Origin of the sequence: Candidatus Accumulibacter phosphatis, assembly GCF_012939955.1 — a bacterium.
Classification (GTDB): Bacteria; Pseudomonadota; Gammaproteobacteria; order Burkholderiales; family Rhodocyclaceae; genus Accumulibacter; species Accumulibacter delftensis.
On record NZ_SPMY01000042.1, the window covers coordinates 1 to 20,036 of the forward strand.

A 20,036-nucleotide genomic window follows, 5' to 3' on the forward strand; every position below is an offset into this window, starting at 1 on the left:
TTAACGGTCATGGACACGTGGAGACACCCCAAATCATGAAAGTCATGACCGNTTTCCCTCTTCCCCCTGCCCCCTTCTCCCCGCAGAGGAGAAGGGAGTTTCGTGAGTCGCTGGCGCGACTTTCACATTAACCTCGTGGAGTGATGATGATGAACCGATGGACAAGCGTAGTCGTATGCCTGCTGTGGTCGCTGCTGAGCGTCACACCGGCAAGCGCCGCCGCCCGACCAGCCACCGCAGAGAAACTGCCGGCGGGTGTCGAAAAGCTGGGTACCGTTGAAGGCATCAGCGAGTATCGACTGGCCAACGGTCTGCGCTTCATCCTCTTTCCCGACGCCGCCAAACCAACGACCACGGTCAACGTGACCTATCTGGTCGGTTCGCGCGACGAGAACTACGGCGAGACCGGCATGGCCCACCTGCTCGAACACCTGATCTTCAAGGGATCGAAGAGCTTTCCCGACCCGACCAGAGAGTTCAAGACGCGCGGATTCCGGATCAACGGTACAACCTGGCTCGACCGCACCAATTACTACGTCACGTTTCCGGCCAGCGACGCCAACCTCAAGTGGGCACTTGGCTGGAGCGCCGACGCCATGGTGAACTCCTTCATCGCCCGGAAGGACCTCGATAGCGAGATGAGCGTCGTACGCAACGAATTCGAGATGGGGGAAAACAGCCCGAGCCGGGTCATGATGAAGCGCCTGCAGTCGCTGCTCTTTGACTGGCACAATTACGGCAACAACACCATCGGCGCGCGCAGCGATATCGAAAACGTCAAAATCGAGAATCTGCAGGCCTTCTATCGGAATTTCTATCAGCCCGACAATGCGGTGCTGACGGTCGCCGGCAAGTTCGATGAGCAACAAACGCTGCAATGGATTGCCGCCAGCTTCGGCCAGCTGGCGAAGCCGACGCGCCAGCTGGCGAAACAATGGACCGTCGAGCCGACGGCCGACGGCGAGCGCAGCTTCGTCGTTCGCCGCAAGGGCGAGGTGCAACTGCTGACCCTCGCCTATCGCACACCATCCAGCCTGCACGCCGACTCCGAAGCCGTGAGCATGGCCAGCGAGATACTTGGCGACACTCCGAATGGTCGCCTCTACCAGGAGCTGGTCCAACCCGGTCTGGCAGCACAGGTCTTTGCCTATGCCATCGACGCCCGCGAACCCGGCTTCGTGGTTTTTGGCGCGATGGTGAACAAGGGCGAATCGCTGGAGCGCGTGCGCGACAAGATGATCGAAGTCATTGAAGGCGGTTTCGCTCGCCAGACGGCGACCGCCAACGAGCTCGGCCGCGTCGTCGAACAGGCGCGCACCGCCTACGAACGTGCGCTGGCCAACCCGGAAGTGTTCGCCGTCATGCTTTCCGAGTACATCGCGCTCGGTGACTGGCGGCTGTTCTTCTATGCCCGTGATCAGCTCGACCAGATCAAGCCGGCGCAGGTCGACGCCGCCGCGGCGAAGTATTTTGTGCGTGACAACCGCGTTCTCGGCAGTTTCATTCCCGAAGATTCACCGCAGCGCGCCGAGATTCCGCCCGCCCCGACCGCGGTGGAACTACTGGCGAACTTCAAGGGCAGTGAAAAGGGAGACGCCGGTGAAACCTTCGAAGCGTCGCATGAGAACATCAACCAACGCTCGCAACGGCCGAGCGTCGGCGACTTGCAAGTGGCGCTGCTCGCGAAAAAGAACCGCGGCCAGACAGTCAACGTGGCCATGAGCTTCCGCTGGGGGGATGAAGACTCGCTGCGCAATCGGGATATGGCCGGCACACTGACGATGGCCATGCTCAGCCGCGGCAGTGGCCAACTGAACCGCCAGCAGATCGCCGACGAATTCACTCGCCTGAAAATCCGCGGCGACCTGACGCAGTTTGAAACCACCCGTGAGCAGCTACCGGAAGCGCTCAGGCTGGTCGCCCGGTTGCTCAAAGAGCCGAGCTTCCCGGCGAGCGAATTCGACGAACTGAAACGACAGACGCTGACTGCGCTGCAGGCCCAGCTCGACAACCCGCAGACGCTCTCCAGTGACGCTCTGGCCTCGCACTTCAACACCTACCCGCCCGGTGACCCGCGCTACCATGCGCAACTCGCCGAACGCCTCGCCCAGATCCAGGCGACGACGCTCGAGCAGCTTGTCGCCTATCACCGCGAGCTGATGGGCACGGCGCGTGGCGAAATAGCCATCGTTGGCGATTTCGATGAAGCGGCGATCAGCGCCGAGCTCAAGCAACTCTTTCCCGATTACGTCTCGCGATCGCCGTACGCCCGCGTTGATCGCGAGTATCGCGCCGTGACGCCGCAACGCATCGTCATCGACACCCCCGACAAGGAGAACGCCTTCCTGCGCGCGCGTGTCGATCTGAAGCTGAGTTTCGACGACGACGACACACCTGCCCTGTACGTGGCGAACAGTATTTTTGGCGGCAGTAGCGGACTGTCGAGCCGCCTTATGGATCGCCTGCGCCAGAAAGACGGCCTCAGCTACAGCGCGTCTTCGTCCTTGTCGATGGGTATGCGCAAAGATCTGTCGAGCTGGTCCTTTGCCGCTATGGCAGCACCGCAGAACCTGGATCGCGCCGAGCAGGCCTTCCTCGAGGAGCTGACGCGCGCGCGCCGCGACGGCTTCACGGCTGAAGAGGTTGCCGAGGCCAAGAAGGGAATCCTCGAAGCACGCGCCGTCGCTCGCTCACAGGACAGCGCCGTTGCCGCGCGCTGGATCTCCCTGCTCGACCTCGGTCAGGACTGGCTGTACTCGAAGAACTTCGAGACGCGAGTCATGGCGCTGACCCCGGAACAGGTCAACGCCGCTTTCCGCAAATACATCGACCCCGAGCAGCTGACCCTGGTCGTCGCCGGCGACGCCAGCAAGGGAAACGCGAACTGACGATGGCGGTAACTGCCGCGCATCCTGGCGAACTGCAGAGTGGGCGATTCGTCACGGCAGCCCTGTCGGCGATACGCGGCTGGCCAGGGATTGGCCATGACGCGCCGTCCTGGCCCCCGGGCCGCTGACTACTTCTTCAGGCTGTCGCGAATCTCGCGCAAGAGCAGCACATCCTCGGGCGGCGCGGCAAGTGCTGCCGGCGGCTCGCTCCGCTTCAGACGATTCACCTGCTTGATCATCATGAAGATGATAAAGGCAAGAATGATGAAGTTGACCAGGATGGTCAGGAAACTGCCATAGGCGAAAACGGGAACCTGCGCCTTCCTGAGCGCATCCAGCGTCTTCGCCGTCCCTTCGGGCACCGTGCCCAGCACCAGGAACAGGCCCGAGAAATCAAACTTGCCGCCCATGATGAAGGCGACCACCGGCATGATCAAATCGGCGACGACGGATTCAACAATCTTGCCAAAGGCACCGCCGATGATCACGCCAACGGCAAGATCCATCACGTTGCCCTTCATGGCGAACTCTTTGAACTCCTGCATCATGCTCATCATTTCTCCTTGGTGTTTGACCCGAAGGACACCGGCTCCCGTGCCACGGTGAAGTCATCGTGGCGCCGGTCATATGCCGCGCAGTTTTTCACCGGCGGCGGCCAGGGTTGCTTCCTGCTTGGCGAAACAGAAGCGTACGACGCGTTCGTCACAGCCATCGTGGTTGAATACCGACACCGGAATCACCGCCACACCGACCTCCCTGGTCAGCCAGCGAGCAAACTCCTGGTCAGGCAGGTCGGCAATGGCGCTGTAACGCGCCAGTTGGAAGTAGGTGCCGCGGCAGGGGAGCAGTTCGAAGCGTGACGCAGCCAGCTGGCGGCGAAAGAACTCCCGCTTCCCTTCGTAGAACGCCGCCAGACCGAGATGTCGCGAGGCGTCGCGCATGTACTCGGCAATCCCCAGCTGGCACGGCGTATTGACCGTAAACACGTTGAACTGATGAACCTTGCGAAACTCGCGCATCAGTTCGCGAGGCCCCAGCACGTAGCCGACCTTCCAGCCAGTGATGTGATAGGTCTTGCCGAAGGACGAAACAACGATGCTGCGTGCGGCCAGTTCGGGATGCGCAGCGACGCTTTGATGCTGCGCACCGTCGAAAACGATGTGTTCGTAAACTTCGTCGGCGAGTACGACGATAGGAGTGTCGCGCGTCAGTTCGGCCAGTGCCGCCAGATCGTCGGCGTCGAACAGGCTGCCGCTCGGGTTGTGCGGCGAATTGATGATGATCATCCGCGTGCGCGGACTGAGCAGGGAGCGCAGCTGCTGCCAATCGGGCCGGTAGTCCGGCGAGCGCAGCGCCGCGTAAACGGCTTTGCCACCCACCGTTTCGATCGCCGGCACGTAGCTGTCATAGACCGGCTCGAACACGACCACCTCGTCGGCGCTGCGCACGAAGGCGGCAATCGCCGTGAAGATGGCCTGCGTGGCACCGGCGGTGACCGTGATCTCGTCTTCGACGTCGTAGTCCGCGCCATAGAGCGCGGCCACCTTGTCGGCGATGGCCACGCGCAGTTCGGCCACGCCGGCCATCGGCGGGTACTGGTTACGACCGGCATGCATGGCCCGTGAAGTGGCTTCAAAGAGTGCCGGCTCGGCCTGAAAATCAGGAAAGCCCTGCGACAGATTGATTGCACCGCAGTCGGCGGCGAGCTTCGACATCACCGTGAAGATGGTGGTCCCGACCCAGGGAAGCTTGGAGTCGATGGCGACTGAGGATTGGCGCATGGCGATCCGCGACAAGCGCGGTGGAGAGTGAGCAAGCGCCTAGTTTAGGGGCGCCCCGGCGTTCAAACAAGGCTGCTGCGAATCCCGCGAATCGGCAAGCATGCAGCCACGCAGCCGAGAAGAGCAGGCGTTGCCCGCCCGCCCGTCTGGTCCTCGGCAAGACGAGCTGCTAGCATTCACCCCATTGTTCATTATCGCTCCGATCGTCATCGTCGGGCCGCCACCATGACCACAGCAAAATCCGTCTTGTGCAGCCTCGCCGGCGCGGCTCTCGTTTTCTTGCTGAGCACCGGAAACGCCCGCGCAGCCGAACCCCAGCCAGCAGTGCAGCCACTGCCAGCGCTGGGCGCCGAATTGAGCGAGCTCACCGTCTCCGGCATCTCCTCGGGTGCCTACATGGCGGTGCAGTTCCAGGTCGCTCACTCGAAGCTGGTGCGCGGCGCCGGCGTGCTTGCTGGCGGCCCCTATAACTGTGCCGAAGGATCGATCCGGCGGGCACTCACGGCTTGCATGTCGCCCTCCTGGTGGGCCGCAGCTCCTTCCGTAGCCGAACTGCGCGCCCAGGCGGAAGCGCTCGCCAAGGCGGGCCGCATCGATCCGCTGGACGGCTTGCGCGACGACCGCGTGTGGCTGTTTTCAGGAGGCAAGGACACGGTCGTCGACAGCGCGGTGATGGAGCGGCTGGCCGCTTTCTACGGCCAGTGGCTCGCTCCGACGGCGATTCGCTTCGTCCAGCTGCCAGACGCCGGGCACGCCATGATCTCGGTCGCCGACCCCCAGGCCAATGCCTGCAGCAGCGAGCAAACACCGTTCATCAATCGCTGCGGCGAGCTCGACGCGGCCGGCGAAATTCTCCAGCACCTGCTTGGCCCCTTGCAGTCGCCAGCGGCGACCGCCAAAGGCGAGCCGCTACGCTTCGACCAGAGCCCGTTTGTAGAAGGCAAGCCGATCGACGCGGGACTGGCCGACGAGGCTTACCTTTATGTGCCGCAGGCCTGCCTCGGTAGCGCCTGCCGGGTACATGTCGTCTTTCATGGTTGTCGTCAGACGGCGGCGCAGATCGGCCGACGCTTCGTCGATGGCGCCGGCTACAACCGCTGGGCAGACAGCAATCGGATCGTCGTCCTCTACCCGCAGGTACAAGCGCGCTATGGCCTGACCATAGGCTCCTGGCGGTGGCTGAACAATCCCTTTGGCTGCTGGGACTGGTGGGGCTATGCGGGCAGCGACTACGCCACGCAGGGCGGCGTGCAGATCAAAGCGGTGCGCGCCATGCTCGAGCGCCTGGCCGCCCCCCGCCAGGCGCAGGCAGACGCTGCGGCAGGACGCCTGCCCTAGCCGCCAGCGCGCAATTCGCTCAAGTCAGAGGGGAGGAATGCGCAGCATCTGACCGGGATAGATCTTGTCCGGATGACCGAGCATCGGTTTGTTGGCCTCGAAAATGACCATGTATTTGTTCGGATCGTCGTAGTGCAGCTTTGCAATTCTCGACAGGTTGTCGCCGGCGACGACGGTATAGAAGAGCGCTTCCGGCGCGCTCTGGTCAACAGACAGCATGTCGTTGACCCGGGTAACGCCATTCACATTGCCACAGCAGAGCAGGATCTTCTCCTTGCTGCTCTGATCGCCGGCGACCCCGAAAACGCTTGCCGCACCTGCTGCGCCATCGAAAGTCACGGTCAGCCCGGTGACCGTCAAGCCCTGGCTGTTGATGTAAGCCTCGATCGCATCACCGGCGGCACGGTTCATAACGTCCAGCTTTTCTTTCGCCGCATTGTCATCCGGCGCATTGCTCACCGCGTCCAACGCAGCTTGCGCGTCTCCGGAGCGAAAAAGCTTCTCGCCTGCTTCCTTGACGAAATCGAATAGGCCCATGCGGTTTCCTCCGGTAGGTTGGCGCCGTCTGGCGCCGGAAAGTGACTTGACGGCTGTTTGACGATGGTCTGTAAACCGCCTCGAGTCTAGCAGTTTCCCCGGACTTGGCAAGCAGGGGCTTGCCAGCGGTGAGCCCCAACGGCACAACGCCCGGCAGAGCGGGCGTTGTCATAATGGGTGCCGGGCCTGCGCGCTCAGCCGTAACGGCCTTCGATGTAGTCGGAAGTCTCCTTGTGGATCGGGGTCACGAACATCTCCTCGGTCAGCGTGTGCTCGACGACCTTGCCCATCAGCATGAAGATGCATTCCTCGCTGGCGCGGCGCGCCTGCGCCATGTTGTGGGTGACGATGAGAATCGTGTATTGGCCACGCAGCTCCCAGAGCAGTTCCTCGACCGCTTCGGTACCCTTGGGGTCGAGCGCCGAGCACGGCTCGTCCATCAGCAGCAACTTCGGCTTCACCGGCAACAAACGCGCGATGCAGAGCTTTTGCTGCTCTTCGAGCGACAACTCGGTAGCCTTGCGCTTGAGCCGATCCTTGACCTTGTCCCACAACAGCACGGTGCGCAGCGACTCCTCGACGATTTCGTCGGGAGTGCCCTGGTGTACGTCACCACCACCCTTGGCGTGCAGACGGTGACTGAAGAGGATATTGTCGCGAATCGAAACGGGTAGCGGATTGGGGCGCTGAAAGACCATCCCCACCTGTTTGCGCACCTGTATCAACTCGACGCCGGGGTCGTAGATGTTCTGGCCCATGACATCGATGCTACCTTCGATGCGCACGTAGCCGAGGCGCTCATTGATGCGGTTGACGCTGCGCAGATAGGTGCTCTTGCCGCATCCCGAAGGCCCGATCATCGAGGTGATCATGCCCTGGCGGATGCGCAGGTCGACATCGTACAGGGCCTGGAAAGTCCCGTACCAGAGGTTCAGTTTTTTGGTATCAATGGCGTATTCTGGAGCTGGCTGCTGCAAAGCAGCGGCTTGAACGGCGGTCATCTCGTTGTGTCCTTCGTTGGCATTCAGTCAATACAGTGGCAAGCAGCGTGGCGCGGTATTGGGCTCAGCCGAAGCGTCCCTCTACGTAATCACGCGTCCGCTGGTCCTTCACCTCGCCGGTGAACAAATCCTCGGTGACCCCGATCTCGACGCACTCGCTGTTCAGGAAGAACGCGGTGCGGTCGGCCAAACGCCGCGCCTGCTGCACCAGGTTGGTAACCAGGATGATGGTCACTTCCTTGCGCAGCTCCTTGAGCACATCTTCGATGCGCATCGTGGTGACCGGGTCGACGGCGATCGAGAACTCGTCGAGCATCAACAGGTCTGGCTCCTGCGACAAGGCCCTGGCAATCGTCAGCCGCTGCTGTTGGCCGCCGGAGAGCAGGCTGCCAAGCGCACTCAGACGATCCTTGACTTCGTCCCAGAGGGCCGCACGGGTCAGGCAGCGTTGCACGATTACGTCCAGCTCGGCTCTTTCCTTGATCCCGCGCAGGCGCGGCGACAGGGCAACGTTGTCATAGACGGTCATCGGCAGACCGACCGGCAAGGGAAAGACGACGCCAATCCGGCTACGTAGCGCATAGACGTTCTTCAGGTGGCGGGTATCCAGACCGTTGAACTGGATCTCGCCGGCCACGCGCATCCCTGTAGTGAACATGTCCATGCGGTTGACCGCCTTGAGGAAGGAGGTCTTGCCGGCGTTGGCGGGGCCAATGATGCCGAAAATTTCGTGCTCGCGTATCTCCAGGTTGACGTCCTTCAGGGCCACCGCCTTGCCGTAACTGATAGTCAGATCCTTGACCGCCAACTTGATCCGCGGCTCACCGGAAGCGGCGTTGGTTTGGCCAGCAGCCACCGGGGCCCGTTCGAGAGCGCTTTGCGCGCCTTGACTTACCATTTCTTCTTCCCCCTGAGCCACATGCGAAACGCGATCGACGCGCTGTTCATCAACAACACCAGTCCGATGAGTACCAGAGCGATACCGAACGGAACCTCTTCGGCGATCCCCGGAACCTGGGTCGCGGCAACAAACAGGTGCAACGACAAGGCCATGGTCTGGTCGAAAACGCTTTGCGGCAGGAATGGCGTGAAGAACACCGCCCCGGTAAACATGATCGGCGCGGTCTCGCCAGCGGTACGCGAAACCTCGAGGATCACGCCGGTCAGAATGCCGGTGATCGAGTTCGGCAGCACCACCTTGCGAATGGTCTGCCAGCGCGTCGCACCCATGTTCCAGCAAGCCTCGCGAAACGCCGGCGGTACCGACTGCAGCGATTCTCGGGTAGCAACGATGACCACCGGCATGGTCATCACCGCCAGGGTCAGACTGGCCGCCAGGATACTCGTCCCGAACTTGAAAAAGATGACGAAGGCGCCGAGCCCGAACAGGGCATGCACGATCGACGGCACGCCGGCCAGGTTGATGATCGCCAGATTGATCACCCGCGTGAACCAGTTGTCGCCGGCGTACTCGCTGAGGTAGATCGCCGCGAAGATGCCGATCGGGACCGACAGCAGAAGCGCCACCGTCACCAGCCAGACGGTGCCCAGCAGCGCCGGCAGGACGCCGCCGGTACGCATGCCGTCGGTTGGCGCGGTGAACAGAAACTCCCAGGAGATCGCCCCGCCACCCTTGTGAATCAGGGTTCCGAGAATGATCAGTACCGGCGCAATCAACATCAGGGTCATCAAGCCGAAGAGCATTCTATAGAGGCTCTGAACCCTGGCATTGCGGTGGTTCAGGCTGCTCGCCTGGAACATGGCTGCATTGGCAGTTGTCATTTTCTATCCCTTGCGAATGCCGCGCACGATCAGATCGGCGGTCAGGTTGACGGTGAAGGTAACCAGGAAAAGCAGAATGCCGATGGTGAACAGCGCCTGATAATGCTCGCCGCCGACCACCGTTTCACCCAACTCAGCGGCGATGGTGGCGGTCAGCGCGCGCACCGAGTCGAAGACGCTGTCGGGAATATTGACCGCGTGTCCGGTAGCCATCAGCACGGCCATCGTTTCTCCGAAGCCCCGTCCGACCCCGAGCAGCACGCCACCGAGCAGGCCGTTCTTGGCCGCCGGCAGCACCACCTTGTAGGTCACCTGCCAGCGCGTCGCGCCCATCGCCTCGGCGGCTTCACGGTAGCGATCGGGAACCGCCTTGAGCGCATCTTCGGCGATCGAGGTCATGATCGGCGCAGCCATCAAACCAAGGATGATGCCGGCGTTGAGCACGCAGAGACCCACCGGCACGTCGAACCACTTGATGATCAAGGGGTTCATGATCACCAGGCCGATGAAGCCCCAGACCACCGACGGAATGGCCGCCAGCAACTCGACCAGCACTTTCAAGGTTTCACGGGTCTTGCCACTGGCAAACTCGGCAATGTAGATGGCCGCGCCGAGCGAAAACGGCACGGCGACCAGCATCGCCAGACCGGTGACGCTGGCGGTACCGGCCATCAGCGCCAGGATCCCGTACTCGGGGGCGTCGGCGTCGCTCGGGAACCAGTACGGCGTGAGAAAGAACTCCCGGACGTTCATGTGGTGGAGGATGAAGCCGATGCCTTCCTTGAAGACGAAGATGAAGATTCCCAGGACGAAGACGATCGCCGAGATACCGCAGAGGAAGACGATGGCCTGGACGGCCTTGTCTACATACCAGTCGAGATCGCGACGATCGAACGTGCCAGCCCCGCCGGCGGCCATTGCGGCGCCGGGTACAGTGTTGCTGTTGGCCATCTCAGTCGGCCTCCTCGCCCCGCAGGGTGGTCATCAAATTGCTCACCTGCACGGCGATCTCGCGACTCAGCGCTGCGTAGCGCTCGCGTCGCTGATCCTCGGGAAGTTCCGCCGCAACCACGCCGCCGACATCCCACTCCAGCGCCGCGGTGTGGAAGGGCACGTTGTCCACGTATGACTTGACTGGCCCCTGCAGGCTGACGATGACGTGGAAATCGGCGAGATCCTGAAGGCTCAGATTCATCGCCTTTGGTCGGTGGCGAGCCAGGTCGACCCCCGACTCCTGGAGCAAGCCGACCACCTCCGGCAGCATCGCGCCAGCCTGACGGCCCAGGCTGCGGAACTCACCACCTCCGGAAGCAATCTTGCCAGCAACGGTCTCGGCGATCGGTCCGAGCAGGGTGTTGTCCTCGTCAAGGAAGAGGATCCGGAAAGCCTTGGCCGCCTTGGTCTGGCCGGTAACCGCAAACACCGTTTCCTCGCAGATGTTCTTCGCCTGATCCGACACCCGTTCGAGCGAATTGAAAACGCCGAGGTAGGCAAAGAGATCCTCGATGCTGAAGTTCCCCCCCTCATTGACCAGGTCGGCAAAAACCACATCAAAAGTGCGCTCGACCTGATCGGCCATGATCATCGTCGCCCTGGCCTTCTCGGCATTGCCGTCGATGAAGCCGCACATCGCCTGCTTGAACATCTGCCGCGACTCGCCGGCGAGCAATTCGACCTCGCGCTTGATCAACGCGTCGGGGCGCTTGGCGAGATGCACCGATTCGCGGGCGATGGTCACCGCGTAGTCGCCGACGCGCTCCAGCGCGACGTTGGCGTGAATCATCGCCGTCATCAGGCGCAAATGCCCGGCGCTCGGCAGGTGCACGCCGATGAACGCGTGGCACATCTTGTCCAGCTTGCGATTTTCCGCGTTGATCCGCTGATCTCCCAGGACTGTCGCATAGGCGAGCTTGTCATCACCGCTCAGCAGGGCACGTACCGCAGCAGCGAGGGCAGCGTCGACGCGCTTGGCCAGCAGGGTCGCTTGTTGTTTGATCAGGGACAGGTCTCTCTCGAGACGTTCTTCGTAATGGCTCATTGCTTGCGGCTCCCCACAGCGCTAACGGAACACAGATTTCAGAGCGGGCGCGAAGGACTCCCCGTCCCCGCGCCCGCGATGGCGTATGACTTACTTGCAGCTGACTTTCTTGATTGGCGCGTAGCCTTCCTTGGCAACGATGCATTGGCCAACGTCGCTCTTGATCCAGTCCATGTATTTCTTGGTGTCGGCTTTCGGCTGACCATCGGTGTACATGAACAGCGGACGGGCGATCGGATAGGTGCCGTCGAAAGCGGTATCCTCGGTCGGCATGACGCAGGGCTTGCCTTTCTCGGGCGCGATGCACAATGCCTTCAGGTGATCGGTAGCGTAGGCGAGGCCGCTGTAACCAATCGCGCAAGGCGTCTTCTCAACCAGGTCGGCGACATCCTTGGAGCCGTGCATGTCCAGCGTCCCCTGGCGGAACTTGCCCTTCTCACCGAGAACGGCCTCCTGGAAGTAGGCGTAGGTGCCCGAGTTGTTCTGCCGGCTGACGACGACGATCTCGTCCTTGCAGCCTGGAATGGTGATCCCCAGATCGCTCCACTTGGTCGCCCCACCGTCACGTCCGTAGATCTTGGCCAGTTCCGGGACGCTCAAGGTATTGAGCGGAAAGTTCTTGTGTACGAAGATAGCCAGGGCATCGTAGCCGACCACGTGCTCGACCGGATCGTGACCTTTGGCCTTGGCCTCGGCAATTTCCTTGTCTTTCATCTTGCGGCTGGAGTTGGCGATGTCCACGGTGCCGTTGATCATGGCTGCGATGCCGGTACCCGACCCGCCGCCGGAAACCGCGACGGCCACATCCGGATTGATCTTGCCGTATTGCTCGGCCCACGACTGGGCCACGTTGACCAGGGTGTCCGAGCCCTTGTTCTGGATCTCGGTTCGTGCAGAAACGGCACCTGACGCCAGGGCAGCGGCGACGGCAAGACTGACGCTCAAAAAACATCGATTTCGAAGTCATTTGGGACTCTCCAAGGGTGGGAAATTTTTTTGAAGTCTTTCGATGCAGATCAAAGACTTCAGAGGTGACGCGAAGCATTTGCGCGACGAAAAATTATCAGAAAAAATTCGATCTGACAAGCCCCCTAGAGGCAGCAAATAATAATAAAAAATTGGCCAGCCTGCTGCAAGCAGCAGCGGCGAAAGATTAATGCTCAGCGCATTTTATGCTGCGGACAGAATATCTTCATATGCAGTTATAAACATCTACCGCATTGTTTTGACACAATATTTTTTCGTAACTACACAAATGTTATGATCATTTACAAAATACAATAAATGAGGAGCAGCTCATCCCACATCTGATTAACTACTTTAACTGACAAAATACTGTAAACGGCAGGCCGCGGCCAGAACGCTTTCCGCACGGGAAGCAGTGCCGCGGCCACGAAACGGACTCTATTTAATCGTCACTACGGATATCTAAAGCTTCTTGTTCATGGGCTTACAGGCCATTCCCAGAGATCTGCCCGATGCCCGCGATTTCTCGCAGATTATTCAAGAATCATGACATTGGAACGTTCTGCGGCAGTCACGGGAAGCCTGCATCGTTGAGCCCACGTTTCGACTTTTCCGGAAACGCAAATCATGCGAAAAAACATTGAACACAGCGCACTTCAAGGCGACACAAGGTGGCGATTGGTAGGGGTCGGAAGGAAAGGCGCAGCGCCGCCAATAGGCGCGTAAGAACGGCAGCCGCCGTTGCAGGCAGGCAAGGAAAAGGCGAGCGCAGAGGGAGTCGATCGCCTTGGGCCGACCATCAGGCCTCCTCCCGCAGGCGCGACAAACGCCGTCGAGGACGCCGTCGCCGCGCCTACTTGCTGAGCAGACGCATCCCGCGCTCCAGCCCGTCGAGCGTCAGCGGGAACATGCGCCCGCCCATCAGGTTGTGGATCAGCGAGGTCGATTGCCGGTACTGCCAGGCGTGTTCCGATTCCGGGTTGAGCCAGATGGCGTGCGGCCAGGTGTCGGTCAAGCGGCGCAGCCAGGTGGCGCCGGGTTCGGCGTTGTTGTATTCGACGCTACCCCAGGGCTGCAGGATCTCGTAGGGACTCATCGCTGCATCGCCAACAAAAATCAGCTTGTAGTCATTGCCGTACCTGTGCAACACGTCGCGGGTGGCGATGCGCTCACTGTGACGGCGGCGATTGTCCTTCCACAGGTATTCGTAGACGCAGTTGTGGAAGTAGTAGTACTCAAGGTGCTTGAACTCGCTATGGCAGGCCGAGAAGAGTTCCTCGCAGACGCGGATGTGATCGTCCATCGAGCCGCCGATATCGAGAAACAGCAGCACCTTGACGGCGTTGTGGCGCTCGGGCCGCAGGCGCAGGTCGAGCCAGCCGGCGTTGCGCGCGGTACCGGCGATGGTGCCTTCCAGGTCCAGTTCCTCGGGCGCACCCTGGCGAGCAAAGCGGCGCAGGCGACGCAGGGCAATCTTGATATTGCGCGTACCAATCTCGACGCTGTCGTCGAGGTTGCGATACTCGCGCTTTTCCCAGACCTTGACTGCCGAGCGGTTCTCGCTCTTGCCGCCAACACGGATGCCCTCGGGATGCGTGCCGCCGTGCCCGAAGGGCGAAGTGCCACCTGTGCCGATCCACTTGCTGCCGCCTGAATGACGTTCCTTCTGCTCGGCGAGACGCTTCTTGAACGTCTCCATCAGCTTGTCCCAGCCGAGTTTCTCGAGTTTGGCGCGTTCGGCGTCGCTGAGGTGTTTCTTCACCGCCTGCCGCAACCACTCTTCGGGAATCAGTGCCTCCATCCCGGGCAGCGCTTCGACGCCCTTGAAGTACTCACCGAAGGCGCGATCGAACTTGTCGAAGTGCGTCTCGTCCTTGACCAGAATCGCGCGCGAGAGGACGTAGAAGTCATCGAGGCTGTGCTCGATGACGTGCTGCTGCAGCGCTTCGAGCAAGGCCAGGAACTCCTTGATCGACACCGGCAGGCGATTCTCCTTGAGGTGAAGAAAGAAATCGATCAGCATCGTCGCTAGCGCCTATTGCATTCGCGCATCGCCACTTAGCGGTTCTGGCGGGCCATGAAAATCAGGCGTTCGAAGAGATGCACGTCCTGCTCGTTCTTGAGCAGTGCCCCGTGCAGCGGCGGGATGGCGCTCTTGTTGTCCTTGCTGTGCAAGGCTTCCGGCGGGATGTCCTCGGCGAGCAGCAACTTCAGCCAGTCGAGCAATTCCGAGGTCGAAGGCTTCTTCTTCAGGCCGGGGATTTCACGCAGTTCGAAGAACACTTCCAGCGCTTCACGCAGCAAGGCGGGCTTCAGGCCCGGGAAATGGACGTCGACAATGCGCTTCATGGTCTCCCTGTCGGGGAACTTGATGTAGTGGAAGAAGCAGCGGCGCAGGAAAGCGTCGGGAAGTTCCTTTTCATTGTTCGAGGTGATGAACACCGCCGGCCGGTGGCGGGCACGAACGTTCTGACGCGTCTCGTAGACAAAGAACTCCATGCGGTCGAGTTCGCGCAGCAGATCGTTGGGGAACTCGATGTCGGCCTTGTCGATTTCGTCGATCAGCACCACCGACGGCGTTTCACATTCGAAGGCCTGCCACAACACGCCTTTGAGAATGTAACTGCCGATATCGGCGACCTTGGCCTCGCCGAGCTGCGAGTCGCGCAGGCGCGAAACGGCGTCGTATTCGTAAAGGCCCTGCTGCGCCTTGGTCGTCGATTTGATGTGCCACTGGAAGAGTGGCCGCCCGAGCGCGGCGGCGACCTCTTCGGCGAGCATTGTCTTTCCGGTACCCGGCTCCCCCTTGATCAGCAGCGGCCGCTGCAGGGTAACGGCGGCATTGACCGCCAGCGTCAGGTCACCGGTGGTGACGTATTTGTCGGAGCCGGAAAAGCGCATGGGGGATGTTCCTCGCGAAGCAACTGGCCGATTCTACCCGCAAAGCGTTGAGCGGGGTTTGCTGCCGCGCTTTGCGCGCCCGCCGTGGCAGACCTCAGGCGCCCGCGGCACGCCGCACACAATCCAGGTAGGCGATGCCATCGATGGCGCTGCCGTCACGTTGCGAACGCCACAGCGCCTCACCGAGACACTCGAGGATGGCATGTTCGGCGGCATGGACTTCGAGGCGTCCGCGCAGCACCTGGTAGGCGGCACGGATGCCCGGCGGCTGGTCGATGCTGATCTGCTCGGCGACGGCCAGGTGCAGGGAGAGGTGCAGGAAGGGATTCATCTGCCCGCTTTCCGGCGTGAAATCCTGCGCCACCGCCAGCTCCGGGTTTTCGAGCAGCGCGTGATATTCGGGGTGTTCGACGATCAGATCGGCGGCAGTCACTTCTGCACCTTCAAGGACGGCGCGCTCGCGATGCTTGCGCCAGGCGCCACAGAAGAACTGCCGTACCTGCTCACGACTGGGATTGAACATTGGGCCTCCGGGGTGGGTGACTGATCAGGGCAGTGACCACGGCGTTGTGCAGCGAACGGTTGCCACCCGCGACGCAGGCTGCGATCTGCCCGGTTCCGTAAACACCGAGCAGCGGCAGACCGGGAAAGCTTTGCCGCAGGCAGTCGAGCTCGCGGTCGTCGCCCCCATGAAAATAGGGGCCGCGACCGAAACACGAGAAAACCAGGCCGGCAAGGGGTTTCGCAACCACAGCGGCCAGTTGCCCGACACTGCGGCGCATATCGTCTACGGCCGACTGCGGCCGGCGAATCGCCCACGCCAGCCGCTGCCCCGGCTTGCTTCCTTCGGCCAGGCTCACCGAGCGATCAGCCGCGTTGGCGGAGAGAATGGCGGTCGAATGCCAGGCACCCGCCGCGAAAGCGTCCTCACTGGCGAGCGTGCTGCCAAGGCTGGCGACCGCGCCAGCGCTGCCCGCACCGTCCTCGTCAAAGAGCACGGCCGACAGGGCGCCAAGTGGCAGCGGTGACTGCTCGCGCAGGTCTGCGGGCAAGGCGGCGAGGAGGCTGTCGAGCGCAGTTTCGCCACCCAGTTGCAGCAAGTCATAGGCGCGGCTGCGCTCGATCGGCCGTGCCTCGGCGAGCAGGCTCCAGCCGCTCGATACAGCGACGTCGACCTGTGCGCCGCACAGGTGCACGCTGCAGCTCGGCGCCAGACGGCTGTGCTGCCAGGCGGTCGGAGCGCTGCCGCCGCCGCTACCCGCGAAGCTGCCGCCGAAACGCTTGTTCGTCGCGTCGCCCCACGGGTAGGGGAAGCTGCCGCCGGCATAGCTCAGGACGGCCTGCCGATCCGCGTGGCCAAGGGCAAGGCCGCCTTGGCCATGATGCAGCGAAAGATCGCCCGCAAAGACCATCACCGCCGCCGCGGGTCGGTCGAGTACCCAGCCGTACTCACTGAAGACCCCCGCCGCGATGCCCCCGGCCACCTCGGTGCACTGGGCTGCCCGGGCCACTGCGCTGACCGTCTGCTGCGCGTGCCGGGCAAAGTCCGGCGTCAGAAACAACAGCACACCCGTGGCGTGGCAGGCACCGGTCCTGGCCAGCGCCTGCGCCAAGGCTTCTTCCGCCAGAGCGGGCCGCGGATCGTTGCCGGCGACCAGCGCGCTGGCAACGCTCATCGCAGCTGCGCTCCGAAGGGGTCGGTCTTCGCGGGCCAGGCGCAGAGATCGGCGATGTCGCAACGCCAGCATTCGGGTTTGCGCGCCTTGCACACGTAGCGTCCGTGCAGGATCAGCCAGTGATGTGCCGATTGCAGGAATTCCTCGGGAACTCGCTTGAGCAACTGTCGTTCAACCGCCAGCGGCGTTTTGCCAGGCGCCAGCCCGCTGCGGTTGGCGACCCGGAAAATATGCGTATCGACGGCAATCGTCGCTTCGCCGAAAGCCGTATTGAGGACCACGTTGGCCGTCTTGCGACCAACTCCCGGCAGAGCTTCGAGCGCCGCCCGCGCGGACGGCACTTCGCCGCCGTGTAGCTCGATCAGCTGCCGACAGGTGGCAGTGACGTTTCTGGCCTTGCCCGGATAGAGACCAATGCGATTGATGTACGCGGCCAGGCCCGCCTCGCCGAGCGCCAGCATCGCCTGCGGCGTCGGCGCGTCGGCGAAAAGCTTGCGCGTCGCCAGGTTGACGCTCTTGTCGGTGGCCTGCGCCGACAGGATGACGGCAATCAGTAACTGGAAAGTCGTGCCGTACTCAAGCTCGGTAGTCGGCTCGGGATTGGCCGCGCGTAGGCGCGCGAAGAGTTGTTGCCGCTGCTGGATATTCATCCGCGCACGATTCGCTGGCGCTCAGGCGCCGTCGGCAAGAGGCAGCGGCGACGCCTGGTCCGATCCGGAATCGGGCTTGCGCGCCGCGGCGCGCGCTTCGACCCAGTTCTTCCAGGCGATCAGGAAGCCGAGAAGAATGAAAGCACCTGGCGGCAGAATGGCGAGCAGGAATCCGGGATAGTCGGCCGGCAGTAGTTGCAGCCCCTGCGCGCCGGGGAAAACCATGTCGATCCCCGAAAACAGCGTGCCGCCGCCGATCAGTTCGCGCAGGCCGCCGAGCAGGGCCAGGGTCCATAGCAGGCCGACGCCCATGAAGATGCCGTCGAGCAGCGATTGCAGAGGCGGATTCTTGTTGGCAAAAGCTTCGACCCGCGCCAGGACGATGCAGTTGGTGACGATCAGCGGGATGAAGATACCGAGAACCAGATACAGCTCGTGGAAATAGGCGTTGAAGAGCAGGTCGACGACGGTCACCAGCGCGGCCACGACCAGGATGAAGACAGGAATGCGAATCTCGTGCGGGATCAGATTGCGCAGTGCAGCAACGGCGACATTGGCCACGGCCATGACCATGATCGTCGCCAGCGAGAGCATCACCCCATTGACCAGGGTCGTGGTCACCGCCAGCAGCGGGCATAGTCCGAGCAGCTGTATCAGGCTGGCGTTCTGGTGCCAGACGCCGTTGTCCACGATCTGGCGGAATTGTTCGCGATCGATCACTTGCTTCCTCCTGGGCTGGCTGAGGGGGGTACAGGCACTTCAGGGTTGGCAAAGAGCTGCTGGCGGTTTTCGGCGACGTACTGCATTGCCTTGTGCACTGCCTTGATCACCGCGCGCGGCGTGACGGTCGCGCCGGCGAGCGAGTCGAAACGACCGTGATCTTTCCTGACCGCCCATTCGCGCTCGGAAACGGTCGCCAAAGAGAGATCGTTGAACTGGGTGATCCACGGCCGCTCCTTGTTCTTGTCCTTGCGCGGGTCGATGTAGTCGCCGAGGCCGGGCGTCTCCTTGTGCTGCGTGACGCGCACGCCAAGCAGCCTGCCGTCGGCGGCCACCGCCAGCAGCAGGCGAATCTTTCCGGAATAGCCATCCGCAGCGACGGCTTCGAAGATCAGCGCGCTGGCGCTGCCGCTCTTGCGCCCCAGATACGCCGTCGACGGCTCGTCGAGGCCGAGCCCGGCGTTTGCCGGCAGCTGCCGCTGGTCGTTGAGCAGGTCGTTGTCGTAGAACTCGCGCGGCAGAACTTCGCCGATCAGTTTCATTTTCTCGGCCGCTGCCGCGGCTCCGATGGCCGGCTCGGTCGCCTGGTAAGCGGCTGCCAGCAGGCCGGTAAAGACGACGACGAAAATGAACAGGACGATGGCCGTGCGCACGGCCATCGATGCGGCGCTGAGCGTCTTGAGTGGCGGCGTCATGGCTCGTTCTTCAGACCGAAGACCGGCGGCTGCGAATACATGTCGATCAGCGGCACACAAAGATTCATCAGCAATACGGCAAAAGCGACGCCATCCGGAAAACCGCCGAAGACGCGGATGATGTACGCCAGCAGGCCGGCGAGCAGACCGAAGATGAGCTTGCCTTTCGGCGTCGTGCAACCGGAAACCGGGTCAGTGACGATGAAGAAAGCGCCGAGCAACGCGCCACCGGAGAAGAGATGGAAGACCGGACTGGCGAACTGCTGCGGGTTCCACGCCCAGAGCGCAGCCGCCAGCAAGCTCAAGCCGAGGATAAAACCGAAGGGCGCGTGCCAGCTGATCAGCTTGCGCTGCCATAACCACAGGCCGCCGAGCAGATAGCCGGTGGCCACCCACTCCCAGCCACGACCGGCGAAATTGCCGAAAACCTCCTGCGTCGCCAGCAGCATCGGCACATCAATGCTGCCATCGGAGAGCTTCAGCGCCGTCTTGAGCGCATCGAGCGGCGTCGCGCCGCTCATCACGTCGATGCGTGGCGCCAGGCCGGCAATGATCTGCAACTGCTCGAGAAAACCAAGCTTCAGGCCGAGCGCCGGCCATTGCGACATCAGCGCCGGAAAGGAGACGATGCAGGCGGCAAAGGCGACCATCGCCGGGTTGAACGGATTCTGGCCCAGGCCGCCATAGAGATGCTTGGCGACGACGATGGCCAACAGCGTAGCGACGACGATCAACCACCACGGCGCCAGCGGCGGGAAGCTCAAGGCAATCAGCCAGGCGCTGACGATGGCGCTGCCATCGCTCAGGAACAGGGCCAGGGGCTTGCGCCGCAGGCCAAGCATCAAAGCCTCGCCGGCGAGTGCCGTCAGCGTCGCGATCACCAGTTGCACGACGATGCCCGGGCCGATCAGCCAGACGTAGGCGGCAACACCGGGTAACAGGGCCAGCAACACCTGCACCATGACGCGGCGCACGCTGATGCGCTCCTGCAACAGATAGGGGGGCGTACTGAAATCCATCATTCGGCCATCGGCCCTTGTTTTTCGACCTGTTTAATGTGAAA

General features: G+C 62.2%; 19 protein-coding genes. 2 read left to right on the top strand and 17 right to left on the bottom strand.

Annotated elements, in window-relative coordinates; all coding sequences use genetic code 11:
* Positions 1 to 149 precede the first annotated feature (149 nt).
* Complete coding sequence (locus E4Q23_RS14620; protein WP_248595463.1) at positions 150 to 2,888, top strand: M16 family metallopeptidase; 2,739 nt, start codon at positions 150 to 152, stop codon at positions 2,886 to 2,888.
* 128 nt (positions 2,889 to 3,016) lie between these two features.
* Here the strand turns inward: E4Q23_RS14620 and mscL are convergent, their stop codons facing one another.
* Positions 3,017 to 3,442: a large conductance mechanosensitive channel protein MscL gene (gene mscL / locus E4Q23_RS14625; protein WP_169067318.1), complete on the bottom strand. Its 426-nt coding sequence runs from the start codon at positions 3,440 to 3,442 to the stop codon at positions 3,017 to 3,019.
* A 69-nt stretch (positions 3,443 to 3,511) separates the two neighbouring features.
* Positions 3,512 to 4,669: a pyridoxal phosphate-dependent aminotransferase gene (locus tag E4Q23_RS14630; RefSeq protein WP_169067319.1), complete on the bottom strand. Its 1,158-nt coding sequence runs from the start codon at positions 4,667 to 4,669 to the stop codon at positions 3,512 to 3,514.
* A 225-nt stretch (positions 4,670 to 4,894) separates the two neighbouring features.
* Here E4Q23_RS14630 and E4Q23_RS14635 point away from each other — a divergent pair, with 225 nt between their 5' ends.
* Positions 4,895 to 6,007 (top strand): PHB depolymerase family esterase, encoded by a 1,113-nt coding sequence (locus E4Q23_RS14635; protein WP_248595464.1) that lies wholly within the window; start codon positions 4,895 to 4,897, stop codon positions 6,005 to 6,007.
* Positions 6,008 to 6,031: 24 nt separating this feature from the next.
* Here the strand turns inward: E4Q23_RS14635 and lysM are convergent, their stop codons facing one another.
* The 15 genes from lysM to E4Q23_RS14710 form a co-directional block, all read right to left on the bottom strand.
* Positions 6,032 to 6,544 (bottom strand): peptidoglycan-binding protein LysM, encoded by a 513-nt coding sequence (lysM, locus tag E4Q23_RS14640; protein WP_169067320.1) that lies wholly within the window; start codon positions 6,542 to 6,544, stop codon positions 6,032 to 6,034.
* Between the two features lie 194 nt (positions 6,545 to 6,738).
* Positions 6,739 to 7,545 (bottom strand): phosphate ABC transporter ATP-binding protein, encoded by an 807-nt coding sequence (locus E4Q23_RS14645; protein ID WP_169067321.1) that lies wholly within the window; start codon positions 7,543 to 7,545, stop codon positions 6,739 to 6,741.
* Positions 7,546 to 7,609: 64 nt separating this feature from the next.
* Positions 7,610 to 8,443: a phosphate ABC transporter ATP-binding protein gene (locus tag E4Q23_RS14650; RefSeq protein WP_169067322.1), complete on the bottom strand. Its 834-nt coding sequence runs from the start codon at positions 8,441 to 8,443 to the stop codon at positions 7,610 to 7,612.
* Positions 8,437 to 9,327, bottom strand: a complete 891-nt coding sequence (pstA, locus tag E4Q23_RS14655) for a phosphate ABC transporter permease PstA (RefSeq protein WP_169067323.1) — start codon at positions 9,325 to 9,327, stop codon at positions 8,437 to 8,439. Before pstA ends, E4Q23_RS14650 begins: the two co-directional genes overlap by 7 nt.
* 3 nt (positions 9,328 to 9,330) lie before the next feature.
* Positions 9,331 to 10,278: a phosphate ABC transporter permease subunit PstC gene (gene pstC, locus E4Q23_RS14660; RefSeq protein WP_169067324.1), complete on the bottom strand. Its 948-nt coding sequence runs from the start codon at positions 10,276 to 10,278 to the stop codon at positions 9,331 to 9,333.
* Position 10,279: 1 nt separating this feature from the next.
* Entirely contained in the window at positions 10,280 to 11,365 is a 1,086-nt protein-coding gene (locus tag E4Q23_RS14665; RefSeq protein WP_169067325.1) for a PhoU domain-containing protein, read from the bottom strand.
* A 90-nt stretch (positions 11,366 to 11,455) separates the two neighbouring features.
* Complete coding sequence (locus E4Q23_RS14670) at positions 11,456 to 12,310, bottom strand: phosphate ABC transporter substrate-binding protein (protein ID WP_169067326.1); 855 nt, start codon at positions 12,308 to 12,310, stop codon at positions 11,456 to 11,458.
* Between the two features lie 874 nt (positions 12,311 to 13,184).
* Positions 13,185 to 14,354 carry a vWA domain-containing protein gene (locus E4Q23_RS14675; protein ID WP_169067327.1) on the bottom strand — a complete coding sequence of 390 codons (1,170 nt, stop codon included), beginning with the start codon at positions 14,352 to 14,354 and terminating at the stop codon, positions 13,185 to 13,187.
* 35 nt (positions 14,355 to 14,389) lie between these two features.
* Positions 14,390 to 15,232, bottom strand: coding sequence for an AAA family ATPase (locus E4Q23_RS14680; RefSeq protein ID WP_169067328.1), 843 nt, complete (start codon positions 15,230 to 15,232; stop codon positions 14,390 to 14,392).
* Between the two features lie 94 nt (positions 15,233 to 15,326).
* The gene (locus E4Q23_RS14685; protein WP_169067329.1) at positions 15,327 to 15,755 is read right to left on the bottom strand and encodes a DUF1841 family protein; all 429 of its coding nucleotides are present in this window, start codon (positions 15,753 to 15,755) and stop codon (positions 15,327 to 15,329) included.
* Positions 15,736 to 16,908 (bottom strand): FIST C-terminal domain-containing protein, encoded by a 1,173-nt coding sequence (locus E4Q23_RS14690; protein ID WP_169067330.1) that lies wholly within the window; start codon positions 16,906 to 16,908, stop codon positions 15,736 to 15,738. The genes E4Q23_RS14685 and E4Q23_RS14690 overlap by 20 nt, the downstream gene beginning before the upstream one ends.
* On the bottom strand, positions 16,905 to 17,558 hold the full coding sequence (gene nth, locus E4Q23_RS14695; protein WP_169067331.1) for an endonuclease III: 654 nt from the start codon (positions 17,556 to 17,558) through the stop codon (positions 16,905 to 16,907). Before nth ends, E4Q23_RS14690 begins: the two co-directional genes overlap by 4 nt.
* A 21-nt stretch (positions 17,559 to 17,579) precedes the next feature.
* Positions 17,580 to 18,275, bottom strand: coding sequence for an electron transport complex subunit E (locus E4Q23_RS14700; protein ID WP_169067356.1), 696 nt, complete (start codon positions 18,273 to 18,275; stop codon positions 17,580 to 17,582).
* A complete protein-coding gene (gene rsxG / locus E4Q23_RS14705; protein ID WP_169067332.1) occupies positions 18,275 to 18,973 on the bottom strand; it encodes an electron transport complex subunit RsxG in 699 nt (232 codons plus the stop codon). Before rsxG ends, E4Q23_RS14700 begins: the two co-directional genes overlap by 1 nt.
* Complete coding sequence (locus E4Q23_RS14710) at positions 18,970 to 19,995, bottom strand: RnfABCDGE type electron transport complex subunit D (protein WP_169067333.1); 1,026 nt, start codon at positions 19,993 to 19,995, stop codon at positions 18,970 to 18,972. Before E4Q23_RS14710 ends, rsxG begins: the two co-directional genes overlap by 4 nt.
* Between the last annotated feature and the right edge of the window lie 41 nt (positions 19,996 to 20,036).